The following is a 19,616-nucleotide window of genomic DNA, read 5'->3' on the forward strand; positions in this document are numbered from 1 at the left end:
CCCATTCAAATCATTCGTATTATCCGCTTACATTTGATAAAATAAAACAAACCTTAGTTAGAGGAGGACTTCTACATAATGAACTTAACCGTATACCTTGCCGGGCAAATTCACGATAACTGGCGAGACGAAATTAAAAACCAAGCAGAACAATTAAACCTTCCCCTTACCTTTGTCGGTCCCATGACAGACCATGACCGCTCCGACAACATTGGAGAAGAAATTTTAGGAAAACAGCCTAATGCTGTCTTAAAAGATGAAGCTGCTTCTCAAATTAATAATTTACGCACACAGGTGCTCCTTAAAAAATCTGATGTGGTCATTGCTTTATTTGGTGAAAAATACAAACAGTGGAACAGCGCAATGGATGCGGCGACAGCCATCGCATTAGATAAACCGCTAATTTTGGTTCGCCCTGAAAAACTGCACCACCCGCTTAAAGAACTGTCAAACAAAGCCCAAGTTGTAGTCGAAACGCCAGAACAGGCTCTTCAAGCACTAGCTTATATTTTTGAATAACAACAAATAAGAGCTGTCGAAAACCGGCAGCTCTTATTTGTTGTTTGTTGAAGGCTCTGTACGAAGCATACGATGAGTATTTCGTGGGAAGTTCCGAGATTATTATTTTTTTAGGTTTTTTTCATTTTTGACATAACGATAAGCAAAGTTACAGTCGGGTGCTTACTTTTTTGACCCGGATGCTCCATAATCTTTAATCGTTAACTTCACATCATAGTTAATTGGCACTTCACTAAATGTTTGATCCCAATTTCCTTTGACCCTCATCCATGTTCTAGGCTGCTTAATTCTCAATTGATTTCCGAAACCTGCAACATCAACTTTATATTTTGTTTGCATTTTTTCTAGTACGTTTCTTACCAGGTACTTTACTTTTTTTTCTGAAGTCTTTTGCGCATTCTGTAAAAATTGATTATTAAAAGAGCTCCCTGAGGTCATCCAACTTTCAGATAGCCTTCCCACTGATTCAATGTGTACATCAAAAGAGATATTATCTCCTTTAACATGGGGTTGAATGTGACTTTTCATAGACTCTATTTCATATACAATCAGCTGACCGGTCTTTTTATCAAAGCTTTTTACTAGCCCGCCTTTCCCTTTCCCTGTAATCCAAGCCAAACCATCTAGTTCTTCTTCATTCAAAAAACCAATCATTTTGCTTGTTTCCCCTTTAATTATACCAGCACCCGCAAATTTGATTTCTCCATTTGCTGATAATACATTTTGCAACAGAAAACTAGATCCAGTTTGAATCTTGCTTGCTAATTTAATAAGCGGCATGGGCGGTAAAACCCGCGTTGTTCGATACGTATTGTCTATCATTCCATACAGGTGAAAAGCTGGGATCTCTCCTGCTGTTTTTGATTCTAACGTGTCGCTAGCTCTTCCTTTACTAATAAACACAAGGCAACTAGGTCTAAAATCATTGTCCCGAAGAGTTTGGTCCACTAATTGCTCTAAACTATACGCTCGTGCAAGGGCCTCACTGATAACCATTACTTTCATATGAGGACTAGTTAAAGGAGTGTCACTTCTTAAAGATAATTCACGAAGCATTTGAAAAGGAGAATCTCCTGTTTCCGAAATATTTACGTAAGATTTCTGCTGCGGTCCTCCTTGTTTAGTGGTTGAACTTGCGACTTGAGGAGTGATAAGTTGATAAGTTGACGTAATCAGGTTCTTTTTAGTATACCCTTCTCCTTGTTCATCAAATTCTTTTTCAGCTATGGACTCCTTACCTTTATCATAGGCCACACCCACTCCAAAACTTTGCTCTTCAATTTCATGACTGCTCCAGCAGCCTGCCAGAGGAAAGAGCAAAAAAACAGAAAACAAAACCAATAGGTACTGGAAATGGTTAAAGGTTTGTTTCATATTTTACTCCCTTTACTTTTGAAATAATGAGAAGCAGCAGCGGCAAAAAGCCAAATAAAACTAAGGCGATATTGCCAATCATATCTCCCAATTTAAATACATCATTAATATTTTTAGGAATCATGGAAATAAGATATATGACCGGAAGCAAACCATACATAAATGGATGAATGTTTTTTTGGAAAAGCTGAGACAGTCCTAATGAAGCGGCGTAATGGTTAATAGTAAAAGAAGCAAACATCTGCATGATCCATACAACTAGCAGCAAGGAATCAAATCGTTCAAAAATCAAGCCTGTCAGCTCAAAACTCCTTATTAAATCAAGCGTTGGCCATGTTCTTATTACTACTCCATCAATCGATAACGCTCCAATCACCATTACAACAGTAATCACATAAATAAATATAGGAATAGTAATTCCAACTAGCACAGCTTTTCCTGCTTTGTGCGGTTCTTTCATAAAAGCTAAAATGATTAACATGATTTCAGGACCGGTGAATGCAAGAGCAGTTGTTTTTACCCCTTTTAGTACAGGAAGAACTCCTGATCCAAGTACGGGGCGCAGATTATCTATTTCAAATATTTTCATACTCATAAAAGCTACCAGTAAAAAAAGAATAACGGTAATAGGGAATATAATTTCAAACAGTCGAGCGATCGGATTAATGCCCCCTCTAATTAAATAGAGGCTTATCCACATGAATGGCATAATAATAGCCCACGTCGGCGTTCCTTCCAGCAAGAGATATCCGGTTACTTCTGCCAATGAACGAGCGTGAAAACCACCAAGCAGTAAAAAATAACCTATCATAAGTAAGCTAATTAACTTACTCAACCATTTCCCTGTAATTTCTTTACTGTATTGATAAAACGTCTTTCCAGGGAATTTCCGGCTTAACTTCACCATGATTATCGCTGCTATCATGGTGACTATTCCTCCTAGAATAACAGTTAACCACACATCTGGTGTTTTCACTTGTTCCGCAGCTGTTCGAGGCAACGTCAGAATACCAGTTCCAAGTATAAAATTGATGACAATAATAGCTGTTTGTGGCGTCGTAATACGATCTTTTGAATTTATCATTACCTCTGATTCACTTCCTTTTATCATAAGCTGCTATCCTTTTCGTAGAGAATCTTTGGTGTGCATCATCTTTGGACGTCTTTTCATCATCATAAGAGGCATACGGACCATCAAGTCTTTCCATTCACTTAAACGATAGGGTACCGCTGGACTCATGTAAGATACGCCAAAACTTTTTAGTTTCACCAAATGACTGGTCATAAAAAGGAAAAATAAAACGACGCCGTATAATCCAAGTATGGCAGCGCATAGCATAGCTATGAAGCGAAGAATACGCAATGAAATCCCGACGCTATATTGCGGAATAGCAAACGATGAAATGGCAGTTAACGCCACAATAATCACTAAAATAGGGCTAACAATCCCTGCCTGCACAGCAGCTTCTCCAATAATTAATCCACCGACAATTCCCATTGCTGGACCAATTGGTTTTGGTAACCTGAGTCCAGCTTCTCTCAAGATTTCGATAGCTATTTCCATGAATAAGGCTTCTATAAGGGCTGGAAACGGCACTCCAGACTTTGTTCCTATAATGGAAATAGCCAATTTAGTCGGAATCATCCCTGGGTGGAACGAAATAAAAGCAATATACAAAGCCGGTGTAAAAAGGGAAAGAACTACTGCAATATAACGAAGAAAACGAATAAATGTACCGGGAATCCACCTTTCATAATAATCTTCCGGCGACTGTAGCATCATGCTAAACGTAACGGGGACAATCAAAGCAAAAGGCGTCCCGTCTAATAAGATGGCTACTCTCCCTTCCATCAAAGCAGCAATTACACGATCAGGACGCTCCGTATTCTGCACCTGAGGAAATAGGCTAAGGTAATTATCTTCAATGAGTTGTTCCACATATCCTGACTCCGGTACATTATCAAGATCAATTTTTTTAATTCGTTTTTCTACTTCTTCAATTAGTTCTGGATCAACAATTTCCTTTATGTAAGCAACAACTAAGTCTTTTTTGGAACGCTTTCCTACTTGAAATTTCACCAGCGACAAATTTTCAATGTCTCCGCTTCCTCTTAATAAAGAAGTATTATCACTTAAAGATTCAGTGAAGCCTACTCTCGGCCCTCTCACTAATGCTTCTGATACGGGCTCTTCAATCGTCCTTGTTTTCACTTTGCTTGTACCAAGAATTAAAGCAGGTGATATTCCGTCAATTAAAAGAGCCGTAGATCCTGTTAAGACTTTTGATGTTACTTCTTTAATGAAATGAACCTCTTCTACATCACTGATTGATAATACTTGGCTTTTAATAAACTGTTTTGAAAGGCTTTCCTTTACGTAAAGCTGATCCTGTTGGTATTCTTTTGAAAAATCAGCCATCAATGATGACAAAATATGTTTTTCAATAAGATCTTTATCTGATAGCCCCTCTACAAAAATAATAGCTGCCTGAATGCCTGTACGACCTATAATAAACTCCCGAAAATGAACGTCGGAGTTATGACCAATTTCATTTTTAACTGCTTTTAGAGTTAAAGCTAAATGATCCGTAACATGATTAGATGAATTTTGAGATGTAAATTCCTTTTTGTTTTCCTTTTCATTCGCATGGTTTCCTATTTTTTTTATTGTTGATCTCCATTTTTTCACTTTCATCACTCTTCCTCTGAATTACGAATCCCGCTTAATAATTTGTAGATTATATACGGGATGAAAAAAACCAGCACTGCTTGTATAAAAACTGGCCCTTCTGGAAGATAGGAAACAACTAATTTCCACATAATCATCACCCTATTTATGTCCATATCAAAGCAATTTTAGAAATAAGCATCCGTAAAATATCAGTGTTTACTTCATAGAAATTCTTTTATTTACCAGGTAGTATTATTCTTCTTTTTGTTTCTTATACAAAGGAATACAACATCCATCTTAAAAATGAAAAAGAGCTGCTTACTGAAGGCTTAGATATACTAGTTTGCTGCTCAAAGTTTTGGTGAATGCTAGAATAATCAAGCGTTACCGCTCAAAAAATCCCTTAAATGGTTGACGAGTGCTTAAAGTGTCGGTTACACTTTATGTTTGAAATATTGTATTCATATCGCTCTTATCTCAAAAGAATGGTATAATTTTATAGATATTGAATTTGGAGGACTGCTCATACATGATTACAGTTAGTAATGTAAGTTTACGATTTGGCGACCGAAAGTTATTTGAAGATGTGAATATTAAATTCACGCCTGGTAACTGCTATGGATTAATCGGCGCAAACGGTGCTGGAAAATCAACGTTTTTAAAAATTTTATCTGGTGAAATTGAATCTCAGACTGGTGATGTACATATGGGCCCTGGCGAACGCCTTGCTGTCTTAAAACAGAACCACTTCGAATATGAAGATCAAGAAGTTATGAAAACCGTTATTATGGGGCACGCTCGCCTTTATGAAGTAATGCAAGAAAAAGATGCTATTTATATGAAAGCAGACTTCACAGATGAAGACGGAATGAAAGCAGCTGAGCTTGAAGGTGAATTTGCTGAATTAAACGGTTGGGAAGCAGAATCAGAAGCGGCTATTCTTTTAAAAGGATTAGGTATTTCTGAAGATCTTCACGCCAAAAAAATGGCTGAACTAACGGGTAGTGAAAAAGTAAAAGTGCTTCTTGCACAAGCTTTATTCGGAAAACCTGATGTACTACTTCTAGATGAGCCTACGAATAACTTGGATATCCAAGCAATTCAATGGTTAGAAGAGTTCTTAATTAACTTTGAAAACACAGTCATTGTTGTATCACATGACCGTCACTTCTTAAACAAAGTATGTACGCACATTGCTGACCTTGACTTCAGTAAAATCCAAGTCTACGTTGGTAACTATGATTTCTGGTATGAATCAAGTCAATTAGCACAAAAAATGGCGTCAGATGCAAACAAGAAAAAAGAAGAAAAAATTAAAGAGCTTCAAGCCTTTATCGCTCGCTTTAGCGCAAATGCATCGAAATCAAAACAAGCAACGTCTCGTAAAAAATTGCTTGATAAAATTTCATTAGATGACATCCGTCCTTCTTCTCGTCGTTACCCATACGTGAACTTCACGCCGGAACGTGAGATTGGAAATGACGTACTTCGCGTTGAAGGTTTAACAAAAACAATTGACGGCGTAAAAGTACTTGATAACGTAAGCTTTATTATGAATAAAGATGACAAGATTGCTCTTGTAGGCCGAAACGAACTTGCAAATTCAACATTAATGAAGATTTTAATGGGTGAAATGGAAGCAGACAGCGGTACGTACAAATGGGGTGTCACAACGTCTCAAGCCTTTTTCCCAAAAGACAACTCCGAGTACTTTGAAAACGGAGATTTAAACTTAGTAGACTGGCTGCGTCAGTATTCACCTAATGATCAAAGCGAAAGCTTCTTACGCGGTTTCTTAGGCAGAATGCTATTCTCTGGTGAAGAAGTGTTGAAAAAAGCCAACGTTCTTTCCGGAGGAGAAAAAGTTCGCTGTATGCTTTCTAAAATGATGTTAAGCGGTTCGAACGTTCTTTTACTAGACGATCCTACGAATCACCTTGACTTAGAATCAATCACAGCACTAAACAACGGACTTATCAGCTACAAAGGTTCAATGATTTTCACATCTCATGACCATCAGTTCGTTGAAACGATTGCGAATCGTGTGATTGAAATTACGCCAAACGGAGTAATTGACAAGCAAATGACGTACGATGAGTATTTAGAAGACAGCAACCTGCAAAAACAAGTAGCTAGCATGTACGCTTAATAAAAAATCCCCCCGTTCTTTAAAGAACGGGGGGATTTTTTATATATGCACCTCTTGATTTAGCGATGACTTCGGAGAATACGTTAAAAACGCTAAGCTAGCAAATACTAGTGCTGCTCCGCATATGTTTACCAAAGTTAGAGATTCTCCTAAGAAAAAGACGCCAAGTAAAAAAGCGGTAACGGGCTCTGCTAACGATAACGTTACGGCGGTAGACGCTTGCACTGACTTAAGCGCTGTAGAAAATAATACATAAGCAATCGCCGTCGTAAGTATTCCTAAATGAAGAGCAATCCCCATTCCATTTAAAGAGACTAGCCATCTCATATCGTACATAAACCAGCATGGTATCAGTAAAACGGCGGCGGCTGTGAACACAAGCGAAGCTCCTACTTGCGGATCAACATGCTGAACAATTTTTTTATTGACAGTCGTATAGCAAGCAAAAGACGCCCCTGCTCCTATCGCCATACCCAAACCTATCACGTCGATTTGAGTATCTTTTTTTAACAACAAGCAGCTGCACCCTATAATACCAGTGACCGTAGCAAGCAACCATTTTTTTGTAGGTTTCTTGCGGTACACTATGTAATCTAATACTCCTGATAAAACAGGCGCACTGCCAATTGCCACCATTGTGCCTACTGCAACACCCGTTTTAATGACAGCGGAAAAAAATAACGGCTGATAAGCGGCCATACTTGCTGCAGCAACCGCAAGAGGCAAAATAGGAAGACGTCTTACGTCCACATTCTTTCTTTGTATAAGACAAGCTGTAAGAAGCGATAGTCCCCCTACCGCTAAACGTACGGCTCCAATAGCCACGGAATGCGCTTCAGCAGATGCTAAAGCTTGGGCGGTTCCTGTTGTTCCCCACAAAACTGCGGCACATAAAATAAGTATTTTTGATAATGAAGTATTCATCGTTTCATCTCCTTTCTTTTATCATAGCTAAAAGAAAGAAAAAAGTTTTTCCGCTTTTATGATCTTATTTGTCTGTTTTTAAGATACTTCGATAGTGAGTAGGTGAGACTCCTTCTTGTTTTGCAAACCATTTCGTGAACGAAGACAAGCTGTGATAGCCGACTTCATGTGCAATATACGTTACCGAGTAGCTGCTCTCTTTTAGCAGTTCTTTTGCTTTATTTAAACGTATATGCGCTACATAGCTTTGAGGCGAATAACCCGTTTTTTGTTTAAACCAAGTGGAAAAATAGGCAGGATGATAATTTTCCAGCTTAGCAAGACTTTCTATATTTAACTCTTGATTGAAGTTAGCATGAAGGTAATCAATGGATTTAAACGTTTGTTTCTTTGGCAAATAATGCTGAACGTAACGGACTAAATCTTCAAGCGCCCCCCTGTCAGTGCTTTTTTGAAGCCCATCAAGTAACAGGTAGCGAAGTGCTTTCCACGTTGAATCCCATTGAATAAAAGCTGCTTCTTGAGAAAGATGCGCACTTTCTGTAAATTTCAAAGGAATATCAACAACCAAACATTCATTTGTATTTTTAGCTTGATACGTATGCAGTTGACGAGGCGGAATGTAAAAGCATCCTTCTTGCAGCGTTAAGTGCTGCTCGCTTGCTTGAATATCAAGAGCGCCTGCTAGCGGAAACAAAAGCTGACTGTAGTTATGATCATGAGTATGAGGTGAATAGCTGTAGGCTCTTTTTTCGCAAATAATTTCACGTAGCGTATCCATTTTGTTCTCCTTTCCTTATTTCCTGTCTCAAAGAAGCTGTTCTATGCCGTCCAAAACGGTTCCCAGCACCCTTAACGATTCTGCTGGAGCATATAAAACATCCAATGAATGATCGGCATTTTCGATGACCGCAATATTCATTGGATTTGTTTTTAATCGATAAACTTCTTCAGTATAATAGTGATCACCACTTCCTATTACAAGAAGACCTTTGTGAGAGCTTTTTAGTAAACTTTCAAACAGTTCTGTTCTTGTTAAAAGCGGCGTCAGTAAAAGCATCACTGCGTCTTTGTAAACTTCATCTTTCATAACTCGCTGAATTAGAGGAATGGTCCCAAGCGATTTCCCTGCAAATATGATATCTTTATAGCTATTTTGAGGCAAAACGTCTTGCAGCACTAAACCAATGTCTTTCATCATAACGTCTGCAATCTCATCTGTAGACTTTGTCATCAGCTCTTTGGAATATGTATAGTGAATCTGAACCACGTCAATTCCGTGTTTTATCATCAGCATCGTTACATAATACAACAGGGGCTTTTCGTACATATAGCCTAGCCCTGAAAACATAAAGCAAATGCGAGGCCCTCCTGTTTTAATATGTGTATAGGGAATCCTATGAGTTTGGCTGCTTACACTTTTTTGCTCTACTTGCATGTCACTCCTCCTTTTTAAATATTCTAACATTTAATCCCGTAAAAAAACCCCATCTTTTCTTAAAAAAATGAGGGTTGAGGAAATAGCTCTGCAAGCAGTTCGTAAGATTTCTTTTTCGCTTCATAATCGTGGATATTTGTAATAATTAAAAATTCGTCGTTATCGTATTTTTGCTGCAGCTGAGTTAGTCCTTTTTTTACTTCAGCAGGGTTTCCTACAATCATACGAGGACGATTGGTGCTTATTTTTTTGAGCTCTTCTTCTGAATAAGAACGATTGTGTACTTCTTTTATCGATGAAATTGTTGTATCGCCACCTTTTGCTACTTTCAACAGCCAATCATCCAGCGTTTTGGCGTGCTCCTCCGCTTCTTCTGTTGTTTCTGCACATACAACAAATACGCATACATTGGTGTTAGGCTTTGACTGATACGAAGAAGGGATAAATTCTTGTTTATAATGACGAATGGCTTCTTGTCCACCAACTGAATAAATAAAGTGTCCAAATGTAAAAGAGATGCCCAGCTCAGCAGCTGATCTTGCTCCTCTTTTATTGATACCAAGATGCCACAGTTCCGGTTTTGTTTCACTTAACGGATAAGCTGTCACCCCGTAATACGGATGGTCAGACGGCAAATTATGCTCAAGATGCCCTTTTAACGCTTGAATTTGCCGCGGAAATTCATTGAGGCTTTTACGTACTCCATCTGTAAGCGCTAGCCGCGTCAGCGCATCTCCTCCCGGTGAGCGTCCAAGACCTAAATCAATTCGATTCGGAAACAGATTTTCAAGCAGCTGAGCATCTTCTGCTACTTTATACGGACTGTATTGAGGAAGAAGGACTCCTCCAGATCCAATTCGGATTCGGCTCGTTTGAGAAGCTAAGTGCGTCATTAAAAGAGTTGGAGATGAGCCTGCAAGACCGTTCGTATTATGATGTTCCGCTACCCAAAAGCGGTGGTAGCCCAACTTTTCCGTTAATTTTGCCAGTTCCACCGTACGTTTTAACGCTTCTTTTGGTGTTGATCCGCTTGAAACTGGAGACTGATCCAATACGCTTAGCTTAATCATAGCTGATTCTTCCTTTCGATTTTCAATTTCTATTGTATCTATTGTAGGAGAAAAATATGAATTCGTCTTGAAATTTGCTTCACGCTCATAAAAAAAGCAAACGCTAAGGCGCGTTTGCTTTTTCTTTTTCTTATTTTGCTTCGTGTATTTCTTTCACACGCTTATCGCTCGGCAACAGCCATGTTAACAGCCCTAGGATTGGTAAATAGCTGCAAAACAGCATAATAAACTGAAGGCTGAAGACATCGGCTAATTTACCGAATACAACAGCTCCTAAAGCTCCCATCCCAAAAGCAAGACCTACAATTAAGCCGGAAACCAAGCCAATTTTTCCCGGCATCAGCTCTTGAGCATAGACGACCGTGACGCTGAAACTTGACTGGAGAATAAAGCCGATTAACACTAGAAGAGGTGCCGCAACTCCAAGAGAAACGTGAGGCAGTAATAAAGTAAACGGTACTGACCCTAACATAGAAAACAATAAAATATTTCGTTTTCCGAAACGATCGGCAAGCGGACCTCCAAAGAATGTTCCAAACACCCCTGCAATCATAAATAAAAAAACGTAAAGCTGAGCGCTTTTGATAGGCAAATTAAATTTTTCAATAATATAAAACTGAAAGAAATTAAGGATGCCGGCTCCGTACCATGAACGTGCAAAAACAAGAAAAATTAAAAGTCCAATCGCAAAAATAATTTGCTTGTTCATCGTAAATGAAGCATCTGACTGCTTTTTATTCAAGCGTTGACGAGTAGCTAACTCTGATTTATACCATTTAGAGACGCTGTATAGAACCACTACGCCGATACCTGCAATTAACGTAAACCAAATTGTTCCAAACTGACCAAGTCCGATAAAGATAAATGCCGTAAACAGCGGAGCCATCGACTGTCCAGTATTCCCGCCAACTTGATAAATAGACTGTGCCAGCCCCCGCTTTCCTCCTGCTGCCATATACGCTACGCGAGAACCTTCCGGGTGAAAAATAGCGGATCCGAATCCTACAAATAAAACAGATATAATCACAAAATAAAAATTTGGCGCTAAAGCGAGTCCAACCATACCAATCATGCTTAAACACATTGCAATTGGCAATAAAAACGGCGAGGGACGCTTATCGGCAAATACGCCGAATACCGGCTGCATAATCGATGACGTCATGTTTAAAGCAAAGGCAATCCAGCCGATTTGCGTGTAGTTTAAATTCATCGATTTTTCAAGGACTGGAAAAAGTGCCGGTATAACGGACTGCATACAATCATTTAGGAAATGTCCTAAACTAATAGCAAATAAAATACGGTAAATTGTCGCCGGCTGCGCTTGCTGCGTTCGTGCTGCTGCTTGCATTCATAACCCTTCTTTCTTATTTAATCTACATTAAAACTGTTAAAGTCTTACAATGTCTTTTTCTATTATACAGTGAAAAGTAAGATTATAGTTGTTTTCTTTTTTATAAAAAAGGGAAAATTGCCTGTGAGGTGAGAACAGTGAAAAAACATGTGCATATGATTGTAGACGGACGCGTTCAAGGGGTTGGGTTCCGTCACTACACGCAGCTAAAAGCAATGGAATGCTCCATTAACGGATGGGTACGAAATCGAGACGATCAAAAAGTAGAAATTGATGCTGAAGGTGAAGAAAGTAATATCCAAAAATTTATTGAAGAAATTAAAAAAGGTCCCTCGCCGTTCGCTTCTGTCAGCAATGTGGAAGTAAAGGTAGTAAACACCCCTTCCCACACCCATTCTTTTCGCGTAAAGTACAGTTAAAATACTCGCTAAATTAAGATAATTTTTGATAAAATGGAAAAGTAAGCGATTTTATATCATCTACATATAAGGGGGAAAAAACGATGGTTGAAAACAAAATTGTGTTAATTACAGGTGCAGCTCAAGGTATTGGTTATCAAATTGGTGAGCGCTTTGCTGAAGACGGAGCGACTGTTGTCTTAACTGACTTGAATGAAGACGGAGTTAAGAAAGCAGCAGACAAATTGAAGACAAAAGGCTACGGAGCATTAGGCATTAAAGCAGATGTGACAAATGAAAGTGACATTGAACAAATGATTGCTCAAACGGTTGAAACATATGGCCGCCTTGATGTATTAATTAACAATGCTGGCATGCAATTTGTTTCCCCGCTCGAAGAATTTCCTACTGAAAAATTTGAACTTTTAACGAAAATTATGCTTGTTGCACCTTTTGTTGCGACTAAGCATGCGTTTCCTATTATGAAAAAGCAAAAATTCGGCCGCATTTTGAACATGTCTTCCATTAACGGATTGATTGGTTTCTCAGGAAAAGCGGCATACAACAGTGCTAAGCACGGCGTGATTGGCTTAACGAAAGTGGCTGCTCTTGAAGGTGCGGAGCACGGCATTACGGTAAATGCGATTTGCCCTGGTTATGTTGATACACCGCTTGTTCAAAATCAATTAAAAGATTTAGCACGTACGCGAAATGTAGCGCTTGAAAAAGTGCTAGAAGAAGTTATTTATCCTCTTGTTCCTCAAAAACGCTTGCTGGCAGTTGATGAAATTGCAGACTACGCAATGTTTTTAGCAAGTGATTTAGCAAAAGGCGTCACCGGCCAAGCTGCTGTGATCGATGGAGGATATACGGCTCAATAAAAAAAGAGTGTCAGTTAGACTGGCACTCTTTTTTTATTTATTGAATTTCAAATTCTCCTAAAGAACCGGTCGTCTGACCTGCTTTTACTGCTTCTGCGTATAAATAATACGTTCCCGCTGGAAGAGCTTCACCATTAATTTTTCCGTCCCACGTTGCGCTAGAGAATCCTTTTCCTACATTCGTATACGAACTTAACAATTCCCCTTTTTCTAGCGTTGCATCGTAAATGTAATAGCTAAGCTTCTCTGCTCCTCCTGGTAAATAACTGCCGTATTCAAACGAGCCATTTCCTAGTACATCTACATACGCAGAAGTAACGCGAGGATAATCCGGCTCTTTTACAAATAAGATCGTTGGAACATCGTACGTTTCTTTATTGTTACTTACCGTAATGGTCCCTTCGTAATAGCCAGGAGATAATTTCCCCGCATCTACTTTTACATTGAGATTTACTTTTTGCGTTTTTCCTGCATTAACAACTAAATCGTTTGTTGATTTAACGTCAATTGCTTGATGGCTTTTCTTAAATTTCACTTTGACCGAGTATTTTTGACTGTGATTTGATAGATTTTTAATCTTAAAGCTTTGTTTTTCTACTTGTTTCCCTTTATCTTTATAAAAGACGCCGTACGAGTGACTTCCTGGGGTAATAAGCGTTTTTGCTTTAATTGCATCTACTACGCGCATGCTTCCTGCACCCTGCGTATTATGAGGGTAAATGAGCCCGTTGCGGTCACGAAGCAGTTCCGTTGTGTTCATTAAAGATGCTTTTACGTCTTCTACTTTATAATTGGGATGCGCCTGTAAAATTAACGCTGCTGCTCCTGCTACGTGCGGTGCGGCCATGCTTGTGCCTTGTTTTGATCCATATCCATGAGGATTGCTTGGATCATTGGTTGGCACTGTACTGATAATATCGACTCCCGGTGCCGAAATGTCCGGCTTAATCATCCACGTATCCACAACCGGTCCGCGAGATGAAAAGTCAGCCATTGTTTCATCGACTGTCTGATCAAATGTTGCGTTAAAAGAGCCCGTGACGGATCCTTTTGCTAAAGAAGCTATCAAAGCTTGTCCATCGGCTTTCGATAGGCGAATACTCGGCAGAGATGTACCTGGAATATCAGGAATTGTTCCTTCTACGTTATTGTAAATGACTGTTGCAACAGCGCCAGCTTTTTTCGCATTGTCAACTTTATCTACAAACGCAATGTCACCGCGGGAAATAACCGCTACTTTTCCTTTTACATCCTTTCCTTCAAAATCTTCTGGTTTTCCAAGTCCGACAGGTACAAATTCATAATTTTTACCGCTTGCATCCAGTAACGCCTTGTCGTTTGGAAAGCCCATTACTTCAGCTGAAGCATAGCTTGCGTTATCTACGGTTAATGTCGTTTTATACAAATTGTAAGGAAGCTGAGTCGCACCAACTGAAATAGCTTCACGAGACGTTCCCGGAGAGCCTACTGTCCAGTTAGCTGGTCCACTGTTTCCATTTGATGTAACGGCTACTACTCCTTCTTCCATTGCCCAATCTAATGCAATACTCGTTGCCAAGTCCGGATTATTAATCGTATCTCCAAGCGACAGGTTCATTACATCCGCCCCGTCTTCTACCGCACGTTCAATACCGGCAATCACGTCTTCGGTTGAACCCGTTCCTCCTGGACCTAATACACGATACGCAAGTAAATGAGCATCAGGAGCTATCCCTTTAATTTTTCCGTCCGCTGCAATTGTTCCCGCTACGTGCGTACCGTGCGTTGTGGCTTCGCCTTTTGGATCTCCAGCCGGCGTTTCTTGAGGGTCTTTGTCATCATCAACAAAATCCCATCCTTTATATTTCTCAAACGCGGACTTTAAATCCGGGTGGTCGTAATCAACGCCTGTATCGATAACGGCTACGGTCATATTTTTACCTGTATATCCTGATTTCCACGCTTGATCTGCTCCCACGTAGTAAATGCTTTTATCCATTTCAGAACCGTATTCTTCGGCGCTCACTTCTTTCGATTTTACTTCTGTTGTATGATATTCAACGCTTGGATAAATAGCTTTTACTCCGGGTAAACTTGCTACTTTTTCAAGGTCATTAGCCGGAAGTTCCGCTGAAAACCCGGAAAACACTTGGTCGTATTCTCGCTTTACTTTTGAAGTTTTAGAAGCTTTTGAAAGTTCTTTTTTCACTTCGTCACGCGCTTTTTTAATCTTTCCTTTACTTTGCGCTACTCCTTTTTTCTTGGCTTCCGCTACAGACTCTTCATTTAACTCCACAATAACTTTTACTTTTTTAGCCGATTTTAAGTTATAGTCTCCTTGAATTTTAACTAGTGACGGTTCCAGCGCCGGCTTTGAATTCCCCTTAGCCGATGCTCCCATTGCAAAAGAAGATAAAGCAACCGAAAATGCTACTGTACTCAATACAGCCCGAATTGATACTTTTTTCATCGTTTTTCCCTCTCCATTTCTCTCTATAATTCGTACGACTATGTATGTCTTCATCCCCAAAACATACGCATCTTTTACTTAGCTAATGAGCTAAAAACTAGAATAGTATGGAAGTTCTATATATTACTATAAAATCCTTGAGTCTATGGAATCATTTTATATATTTCTCCAAACTGAGCACTACTGCTCAAAAAAGGAAGAATTTTGTCTGTTCTTTGCTTTTTCAGCACTTTTTTATTCCTAAAATTATGAAGGAATTAGATGAATATACAAGAATGCTGACGATTTTCTGTTAATTTAGCTATTTCGATGAGGGACTCATTCCTACTTTCTCTTCGTTTACTTATAAGGTTTTTTTATTATTTTAAGAAAATTGTTCTTATAAGCGTTTTTTATTTTATAATTTATTATTTAGAACATAGTTTAATTTAATGTAAAATATCGCATTTAATTAAATGAAATTTTTAAAAATTACGAATAATAAAAGTAGTTCGTGCAGATACTAACGTCAACGCTCGCAAAAAGGGAGGTATGATTATGATAGATTTAAATTTCATCCTACTCATCCTTGATCTTCTTTCATCGCTTGTCACGATTGGCATCTACTTTACAACTAAGTAAGTGCTTCACCTTCTCTTTACTCTTCTAGCGTATGTACTTAAGCTATCACAAAAAAGAAGCAAGCCAATTTTTACTGGCTTGCTTCGACTATATAATAAAGTAGTTAGAGTGAAAGGGATTTATCCGCGTCTTCCGCCTCTGCCACCTCGTTTTGATTCAGTGCTGCGTTTTAGTGTAGATAAATTATCTTCACTATCTTTTAAGAAACGCGCCATTTTTTGTTCGAAGTTTTCCTTTGGTTGGAAGTTGCTTTTAGAACGATTATCATTATTTCTTGCCTGACGTGGCGGGCGTTGTGAATAAGAAGATGAGGGTCTTTCCGGTTTATCTATCGCTTTTTTAATCGATAATCCAATTTTTCCGTCTTTCTCATTAACGACTTTCACTTCAATTTCTTGACCAACTTTAAGATGGTCATTAATGTCTTTTACATAGCTGTCAGCTACCTCACTAATATGTACAAGCCCAGTTTGACCTCCAGGTAATTCTACAAATGCTCCAAAATTAGTAATACCTGTTACTTTCCCTTGTACCTTGCTACCTACTTCAACTGCCATAAAAAATGTTCCTCCTCAATAATATTAAAAGCACTTCATTATACCAAAGTGCGTAAGAATAACAAAGTGTGTATGAGAAAACAATTTGTTAAATTACACTTTTTCCGCCACTTTTTTGTTTTATGAAAGAAATCAGTCAAAATAATGCCCATATTAGATCTCTAATATGGGCATTTCTCTCATTTCCACCATTCATCAAACATGCTAGCCGGTAACTGACGCTTATGTTCAGTAATACGATAGCGCTGTTCAATTTTTTCAGCGGCTTCTTGTGATACTTCTTTTCCTTCCAAATAATCGTCTAGTTCATCATAAGAAATTCCTAGTTCCGTTTCATCAGATTGACCAGGACTATTATCTAATAAGTCAGCTGTTGGTACTTTTTCGTACAATCGTTTATCTGCACCTAATTCTTTTAGCAATGCTTTTCCTTGACGTTTTGTTAATCCCGTTAGAGGCAGCACGTCTGCTCCGCCATCTCCGTATTTTGTAAAAAAGCCTGTTACTGCTTCTGCTGCATGATCGGTTCCGATAACTAAAAGGCCGTTTTCTCCTCCGATTGCATACTGTACAATCATACGCGTACGTGCTTTGACATTTCCTTTATGAAAATCAGACAGCGCTATATCTGTAGAACCTGTAAACGAACTTTCAAATGCTTCCACCGTGTTTTTAATATTAAATGTATATGTTTCATTAGGTTTAATAAATTCTAGTGACGCCTTCGCATCCGCTTCATCATGCTGCGTGCCATGAGGCAAGCGAACGGCTACAAATTTTGCTTCATATTCTTCTTTTCGCAATTCGTCTACAGCAATCTGCGCTAATCGTCCAGCTAAACTAGAGTCCTGCCCTCCGCTTATACCTAATACAAAGCCTTTTGCATTTGCTGACTTTAGGTAGTTTTTCAAAAAATCAACACGGGCACGAATTTCTTGTGCTGGATCAATTTCAGATTTCACATGTAGCTCTTTTCTTATTTTTTCTTGCATGTCTGACATGATACATGCTCTCCTTCCATTATATGTAGATTTCTTACTGATACAATCCATGTTTTTTACTATAAAAATAACAGAGATCAGGCATTAAATATCGTGGTTCTCCGCCCCTGGCAAATTCTTGACGAATATAAGTAGAGCTGATTTCCATTGCTAGCCCCTTATCAAGAAGCTGAAACCGGCCGTCGTCATAATTTCGAAGCAAAGGAGAATGACTAATAGCTTTCAACATGTCTATTCCCTCTCTTGCCATGATGATAAACTGGTTTTGACTAATAAGTTCATCTGCTTTCTTCCACTTGCCCTCACCAATATCTTGCAGTAAGTCGGCTCCCATAATAAAAAATAAGTCAGCGTGTGGGAGCAATTTTTTAAAGTGCTCCATAGTGTAGTATGTGTAATGATAGCCGGGCAATACGTCTAGCTCATACGTATCGAGCAAAAATTTCGGGTTGTCTTTAATCGCTAAGCTAACCATATTTACACGGTGTTCATCGGACGTTTGGAGCTTTTTGTCTGTCCGTTTGTGCGATGAAGGCAAGAAGATAATAGCATCTAACTTCTTTCGATGCGCAACCGTTGATGCCGTCCAAAGATGAACGTTGGTAACCGGATCAAAAGATGAACCATAAATCCCAATTTTCGCTCCTTTTTCTAAAAGCGTATCTATTTTCTTATCAGGGTTTAGCTGTTGAAAATAAGCAAGCGTATCTGACATGTCTCCAGCTCCCTACTATTTTTTATTTAGGGCTTCCGCTACTTTTTGTTTTACGTACGCAATTTGACGCGTTTTATTTTCCCAACACTTTTCGCTTAAATCTACTGGATATTCTTCTGGATTGCGCGTGCGCTTATATTCATCCCAAAGCAGCTCTAAATTATCTTTTACGTACTGCTGAATTTCTTGAAGTTCTTCTGTTTCATACACAAGCTTTCCGTTTACAAAGATATCATGATGAAGTTCTTTTGCCTCAAAATTTGTGACGAATTTACTGATAAACGTATGAACAGGGTGGAACATTTTTAAACGCTCTTCGCTTTGAGGGTCTTCGTCTTCCATCGTAATATAATCCCCTTCAGATTTCCCATTCAAATTATTAATAATACGATATACGCGCTTTAACCCTGGTGTACTGACTTTTTCAGGATTCGCACTAATTTTAATCGTATCCATCATCTCGCCATTTTCTCCTTCAATAGAGACGAGTTTATACACTGCTCCAAGCGCCGGCTGATCATATGCAGTAATGAGCTTCGTACCAATTCCCCACATGTCTATCTGTGCACCTTGCGACTTTAAATGCATAATCGTATCTTCATCTAAATCGTTGGAAGCAACAATTTTTGTCTCTGTAAACCCTGCTTCATCCAACATTTGACGAGCTTTTTTAGACAAATAAGTTAAATCGCCGCTGTCTAAACGAATTGCCGTAAAATTAATTTTGTCTCCTAATTCTTTTGCTACTTTAATCGCATTGGGAACTCCTGATTTTAAGGTGTCGTACGTATCAACTAGAAACACACAGTTTTTATGGCGACGAGCGTATTTATGAAATGCAATATATTCATCTTTATAAGCTTGCACCATTGCATGGGCATGCGTTCCTGCAACTGGAATTCCAAATTTCTTTCCTGCACGCACGTTAGAAGTAGCACCAAATCCGCCAATATAGGCTGCTCTTGTTCCCCAAATAGCAGCATCCATTTCTTGAGCGCGTCGCGTTCCAAACTCCATTGCCACTTGATCTCCTACTACATGTTTGATTCGGGCTGCTTTTGTTGCAATCAGCGTTTGGTAATTCACAATATTTAAAATCGCTGTTTCTACAAGCTGAGCTTCAATTAATGGTGCTTCTACACGTAAAATTGGTTCATTATGAAACACAAGCTCACCTTCACGCATACATCGAATTGTCCCAGTAAATGTAAGGTCTTTTAAGTAAGCTAAATAATCTTCTTTAAAACCTAATTCTTCGTGCAAGTACGTTAAATCAGATTCGCTAAATTTAAATGCTTTAATATATTCAATAATTCTTTCTAATCCAGCAAAAACAGCATACCCATTCCCAAAAGGAAGTTTGCGGAAAAAAACTTCAAAAACAGCCTTCTTTTGATGAATGTTATCTTCCCAATACGTTTCTCCCATATTAATTTGATATAAATCGGTGTGTAGCATTACGCTGTCATCTGTAAACATATTCATTGATTTCCTCCAC

At 38.8% G+C, this 19,616-nt stretch carries 17 protein-coding genes; 4 read left to right on the top strand and 13 right to left on the bottom strand.

Annotated features, from left to right (window positions below; all coding sequences use genetic code 11):
- Window positions 1-78: 78 nt before the first annotated feature.
- Window positions 79-519, top strand: a complete 441-nt coding sequence (locus tag ACRPLY_RS02605) for a YtoQ family protein (RefSeq protein ID WP_025752263.1) — start codon at window positions 79-81, stop codon at window positions 517-519.
- A 162-nt stretch (window positions 520-681) separates the two neighbouring features.
- Here ACRPLY_RS02605 and ACRPLY_RS02610 read toward each other — a convergent pair whose 3' ends face one another.
- The 3 genes from ACRPLY_RS02610 to ACRPLY_RS02620 are packed head-to-tail and all read right to left on the bottom strand — an operon-like array spanning window position 682 to window position 4,588.
- Window positions 682-1,893, bottom strand: coding sequence for a Ger(x)C family spore germination protein (locus ACRPLY_RS02610; protein WP_028413460.1), 1,212 nt, complete (start codon window positions 1,891-1,893; stop codon window positions 682-684).
- Entirely contained in the window at window positions 1,877-3,004 is a 1,128-nt protein-coding gene (locus ACRPLY_RS02615) for a spore germination protein (RefSeq protein WP_034265845.1), read from the bottom strand. The genes ACRPLY_RS02610 and ACRPLY_RS02615 overlap by 17 nt, the downstream gene beginning before the upstream one ends.
- A 6-nt stretch (window positions 3,005-3,010) precedes the next feature.
- Window positions 3,011-4,588 (bottom strand): spore germination protein, encoded by a 1,578-nt coding sequence (locus ACRPLY_RS02620; RefSeq protein WP_432231523.1) that lies wholly within the window; start codon window positions 4,586-4,588, stop codon window positions 3,011-3,013.
- Window positions 4,589-5,093: 505 nt separating this feature from the next.
- Here ACRPLY_RS02620 and ACRPLY_RS02625 point away from each other — a divergent pair.
- Window positions 5,094-6,713, top strand: a complete 1,620-nt coding sequence (locus ACRPLY_RS02625; RefSeq protein ID WP_013083037.1) for an ABC-F family ATP-binding cassette domain-containing protein — start codon at window positions 5,094-5,096, stop codon at window positions 6,711-6,713.
- Between the two features lie 39 nt (window positions 6,714-6,752).
- Here ACRPLY_RS02625 and ACRPLY_RS02630 read toward each other — a convergent pair whose 3' ends face one another.
- From ACRPLY_RS02630 to ACRPLY_RS02650, 5 genes are all read right to left on the bottom strand, one after another.
- Window positions 6,753-7,637, bottom strand: coding sequence for a DMT family transporter (locus tag ACRPLY_RS02630; RefSeq protein ID WP_421545447.1), 885 nt, complete (start codon window positions 7,635-7,637; stop codon window positions 6,753-6,755).
- Window positions 7,638-7,701: 64 nt separating this feature from the next.
- Window positions 7,702-8,418, bottom strand: coding sequence for an AraC family transcriptional regulator (locus ACRPLY_RS02635; protein WP_432231524.1), 717 nt, complete (start codon window positions 8,416-8,418; stop codon window positions 7,702-7,704).
- 27 nt (window positions 8,419-8,445) lie between these two features.
- Complete coding sequence (locus ACRPLY_RS02640) at window positions 8,446-9,075, bottom strand: alpha/beta hydrolase (protein ID WP_432231525.1); 630 nt, start codon at window positions 9,073-9,075, stop codon at window positions 8,446-8,448.
- 59 nt (window positions 9,076-9,134) lie between these two features.
- On the bottom strand, window positions 9,135-10,145 hold the full coding sequence (locus ACRPLY_RS02645) for an LLM class flavin-dependent oxidoreductase (protein WP_432231526.1): 1,011 nt from the start codon (window positions 10,143-10,145) through the stop codon (window positions 9,135-9,137).
- Between the two features lie 130 nt (window positions 10,146-10,275).
- Window positions 10,276-11,493, bottom strand: a complete 1,218-nt coding sequence (locus ACRPLY_RS02650; protein ID WP_432231527.1) for an MFS transporter — start codon at window positions 11,491-11,493, stop codon at window positions 10,276-10,278.
- Window positions 11,494-11,633: 140 nt separating this feature from the next.
- On the opposite strand from ACRPLY_RS02650, the gene ACRPLY_RS02655 reads away from it, so the two are divergent.
- Window positions 11,634-11,915: an acylphosphatase gene (locus ACRPLY_RS02655; protein WP_013083031.1), complete on the top strand. Its 282-nt coding sequence runs from the start codon at window positions 11,634-11,636 to the stop codon at window positions 11,913-11,915.
- An 83-nt stretch (window positions 11,916-11,998) separates the two neighbouring features.
- The gene (locus tag ACRPLY_RS02660) at window positions 11,999-12,775 is read left to right on the top strand and encodes a 3-hydroxybutyrate dehydrogenase (RefSeq protein WP_432231528.1); all 777 of its coding nucleotides are present in this window, start codon (window positions 11,999-12,001) and stop codon (window positions 12,773-12,775) included.
- Between the two features lie 37 nt (window positions 12,776-12,812).
- On the opposite strand, the gene ACRPLY_RS02665 is transcribed toward ACRPLY_RS02660, so the two are convergent.
- From ACRPLY_RS02665 to ACRPLY_RS02685, 5 genes are all read right to left on the bottom strand, one after another.
- Window positions 12,813-15,224 (bottom strand): S8 family serine peptidase, encoded by a 2,412-nt coding sequence (locus tag ACRPLY_RS02665; protein WP_432231529.1) that lies wholly within the window; start codon window positions 15,222-15,224, stop codon window positions 12,813-12,815.
- Window positions 15,225-15,964: 740 nt separating this feature from the next.
- The gene (locus ACRPLY_RS02670) at window positions 15,965-16,402 is read right to left on the bottom strand and encodes a S1 domain-containing RNA-binding protein (RefSeq protein ID WP_013056909.1); all 438 of its coding nucleotides are present in this window, start codon (window positions 16,400-16,402) and stop codon (window positions 15,965-15,967) included.
- A 179-nt stretch (window positions 16,403-16,581) separates the two neighbouring features.
- Window positions 16,582-17,403, bottom strand: a complete 822-nt coding sequence (nadE, locus tag ACRPLY_RS02675; protein ID WP_033578887.1) for an ammonia-dependent NAD(+) synthetase — start codon at window positions 17,401-17,403, stop codon at window positions 16,582-16,584.
- Between the two features lie 34 nt (window positions 17,404-17,437).
- On the bottom strand, window positions 17,438-18,118 hold the full coding sequence (nadD, locus tag ACRPLY_RS02680; protein ID WP_049164380.1) for a nicotinate (nicotinamide) nucleotide adenylyltransferase: 681 nt from the start codon (window positions 18,116-18,118) through the stop codon (window positions 17,438-17,440).
- 15 nt (window positions 18,119-18,133) lie between these two features.
- On the bottom strand, window positions 18,134-19,603 hold the full coding sequence (locus ACRPLY_RS02685) for a nicotinate phosphoribosyltransferase (RefSeq protein WP_028413473.1): 1,470 nt from the start codon (window positions 19,601-19,603) through the stop codon (window positions 18,134-18,136).
- Between the last annotated feature and the right edge of the window lie 13 nt (window positions 19,604-19,616).

The sequence above is a fragment of the Priestia sp. TGN 0903 genome (assembly GCF_050846855.1).
Taxonomy (GTDB): Bacteria; Bacillota; Bacilli; order Bacillales; family Bacillaceae_H; genus Priestia; species Priestia zanthoxyli.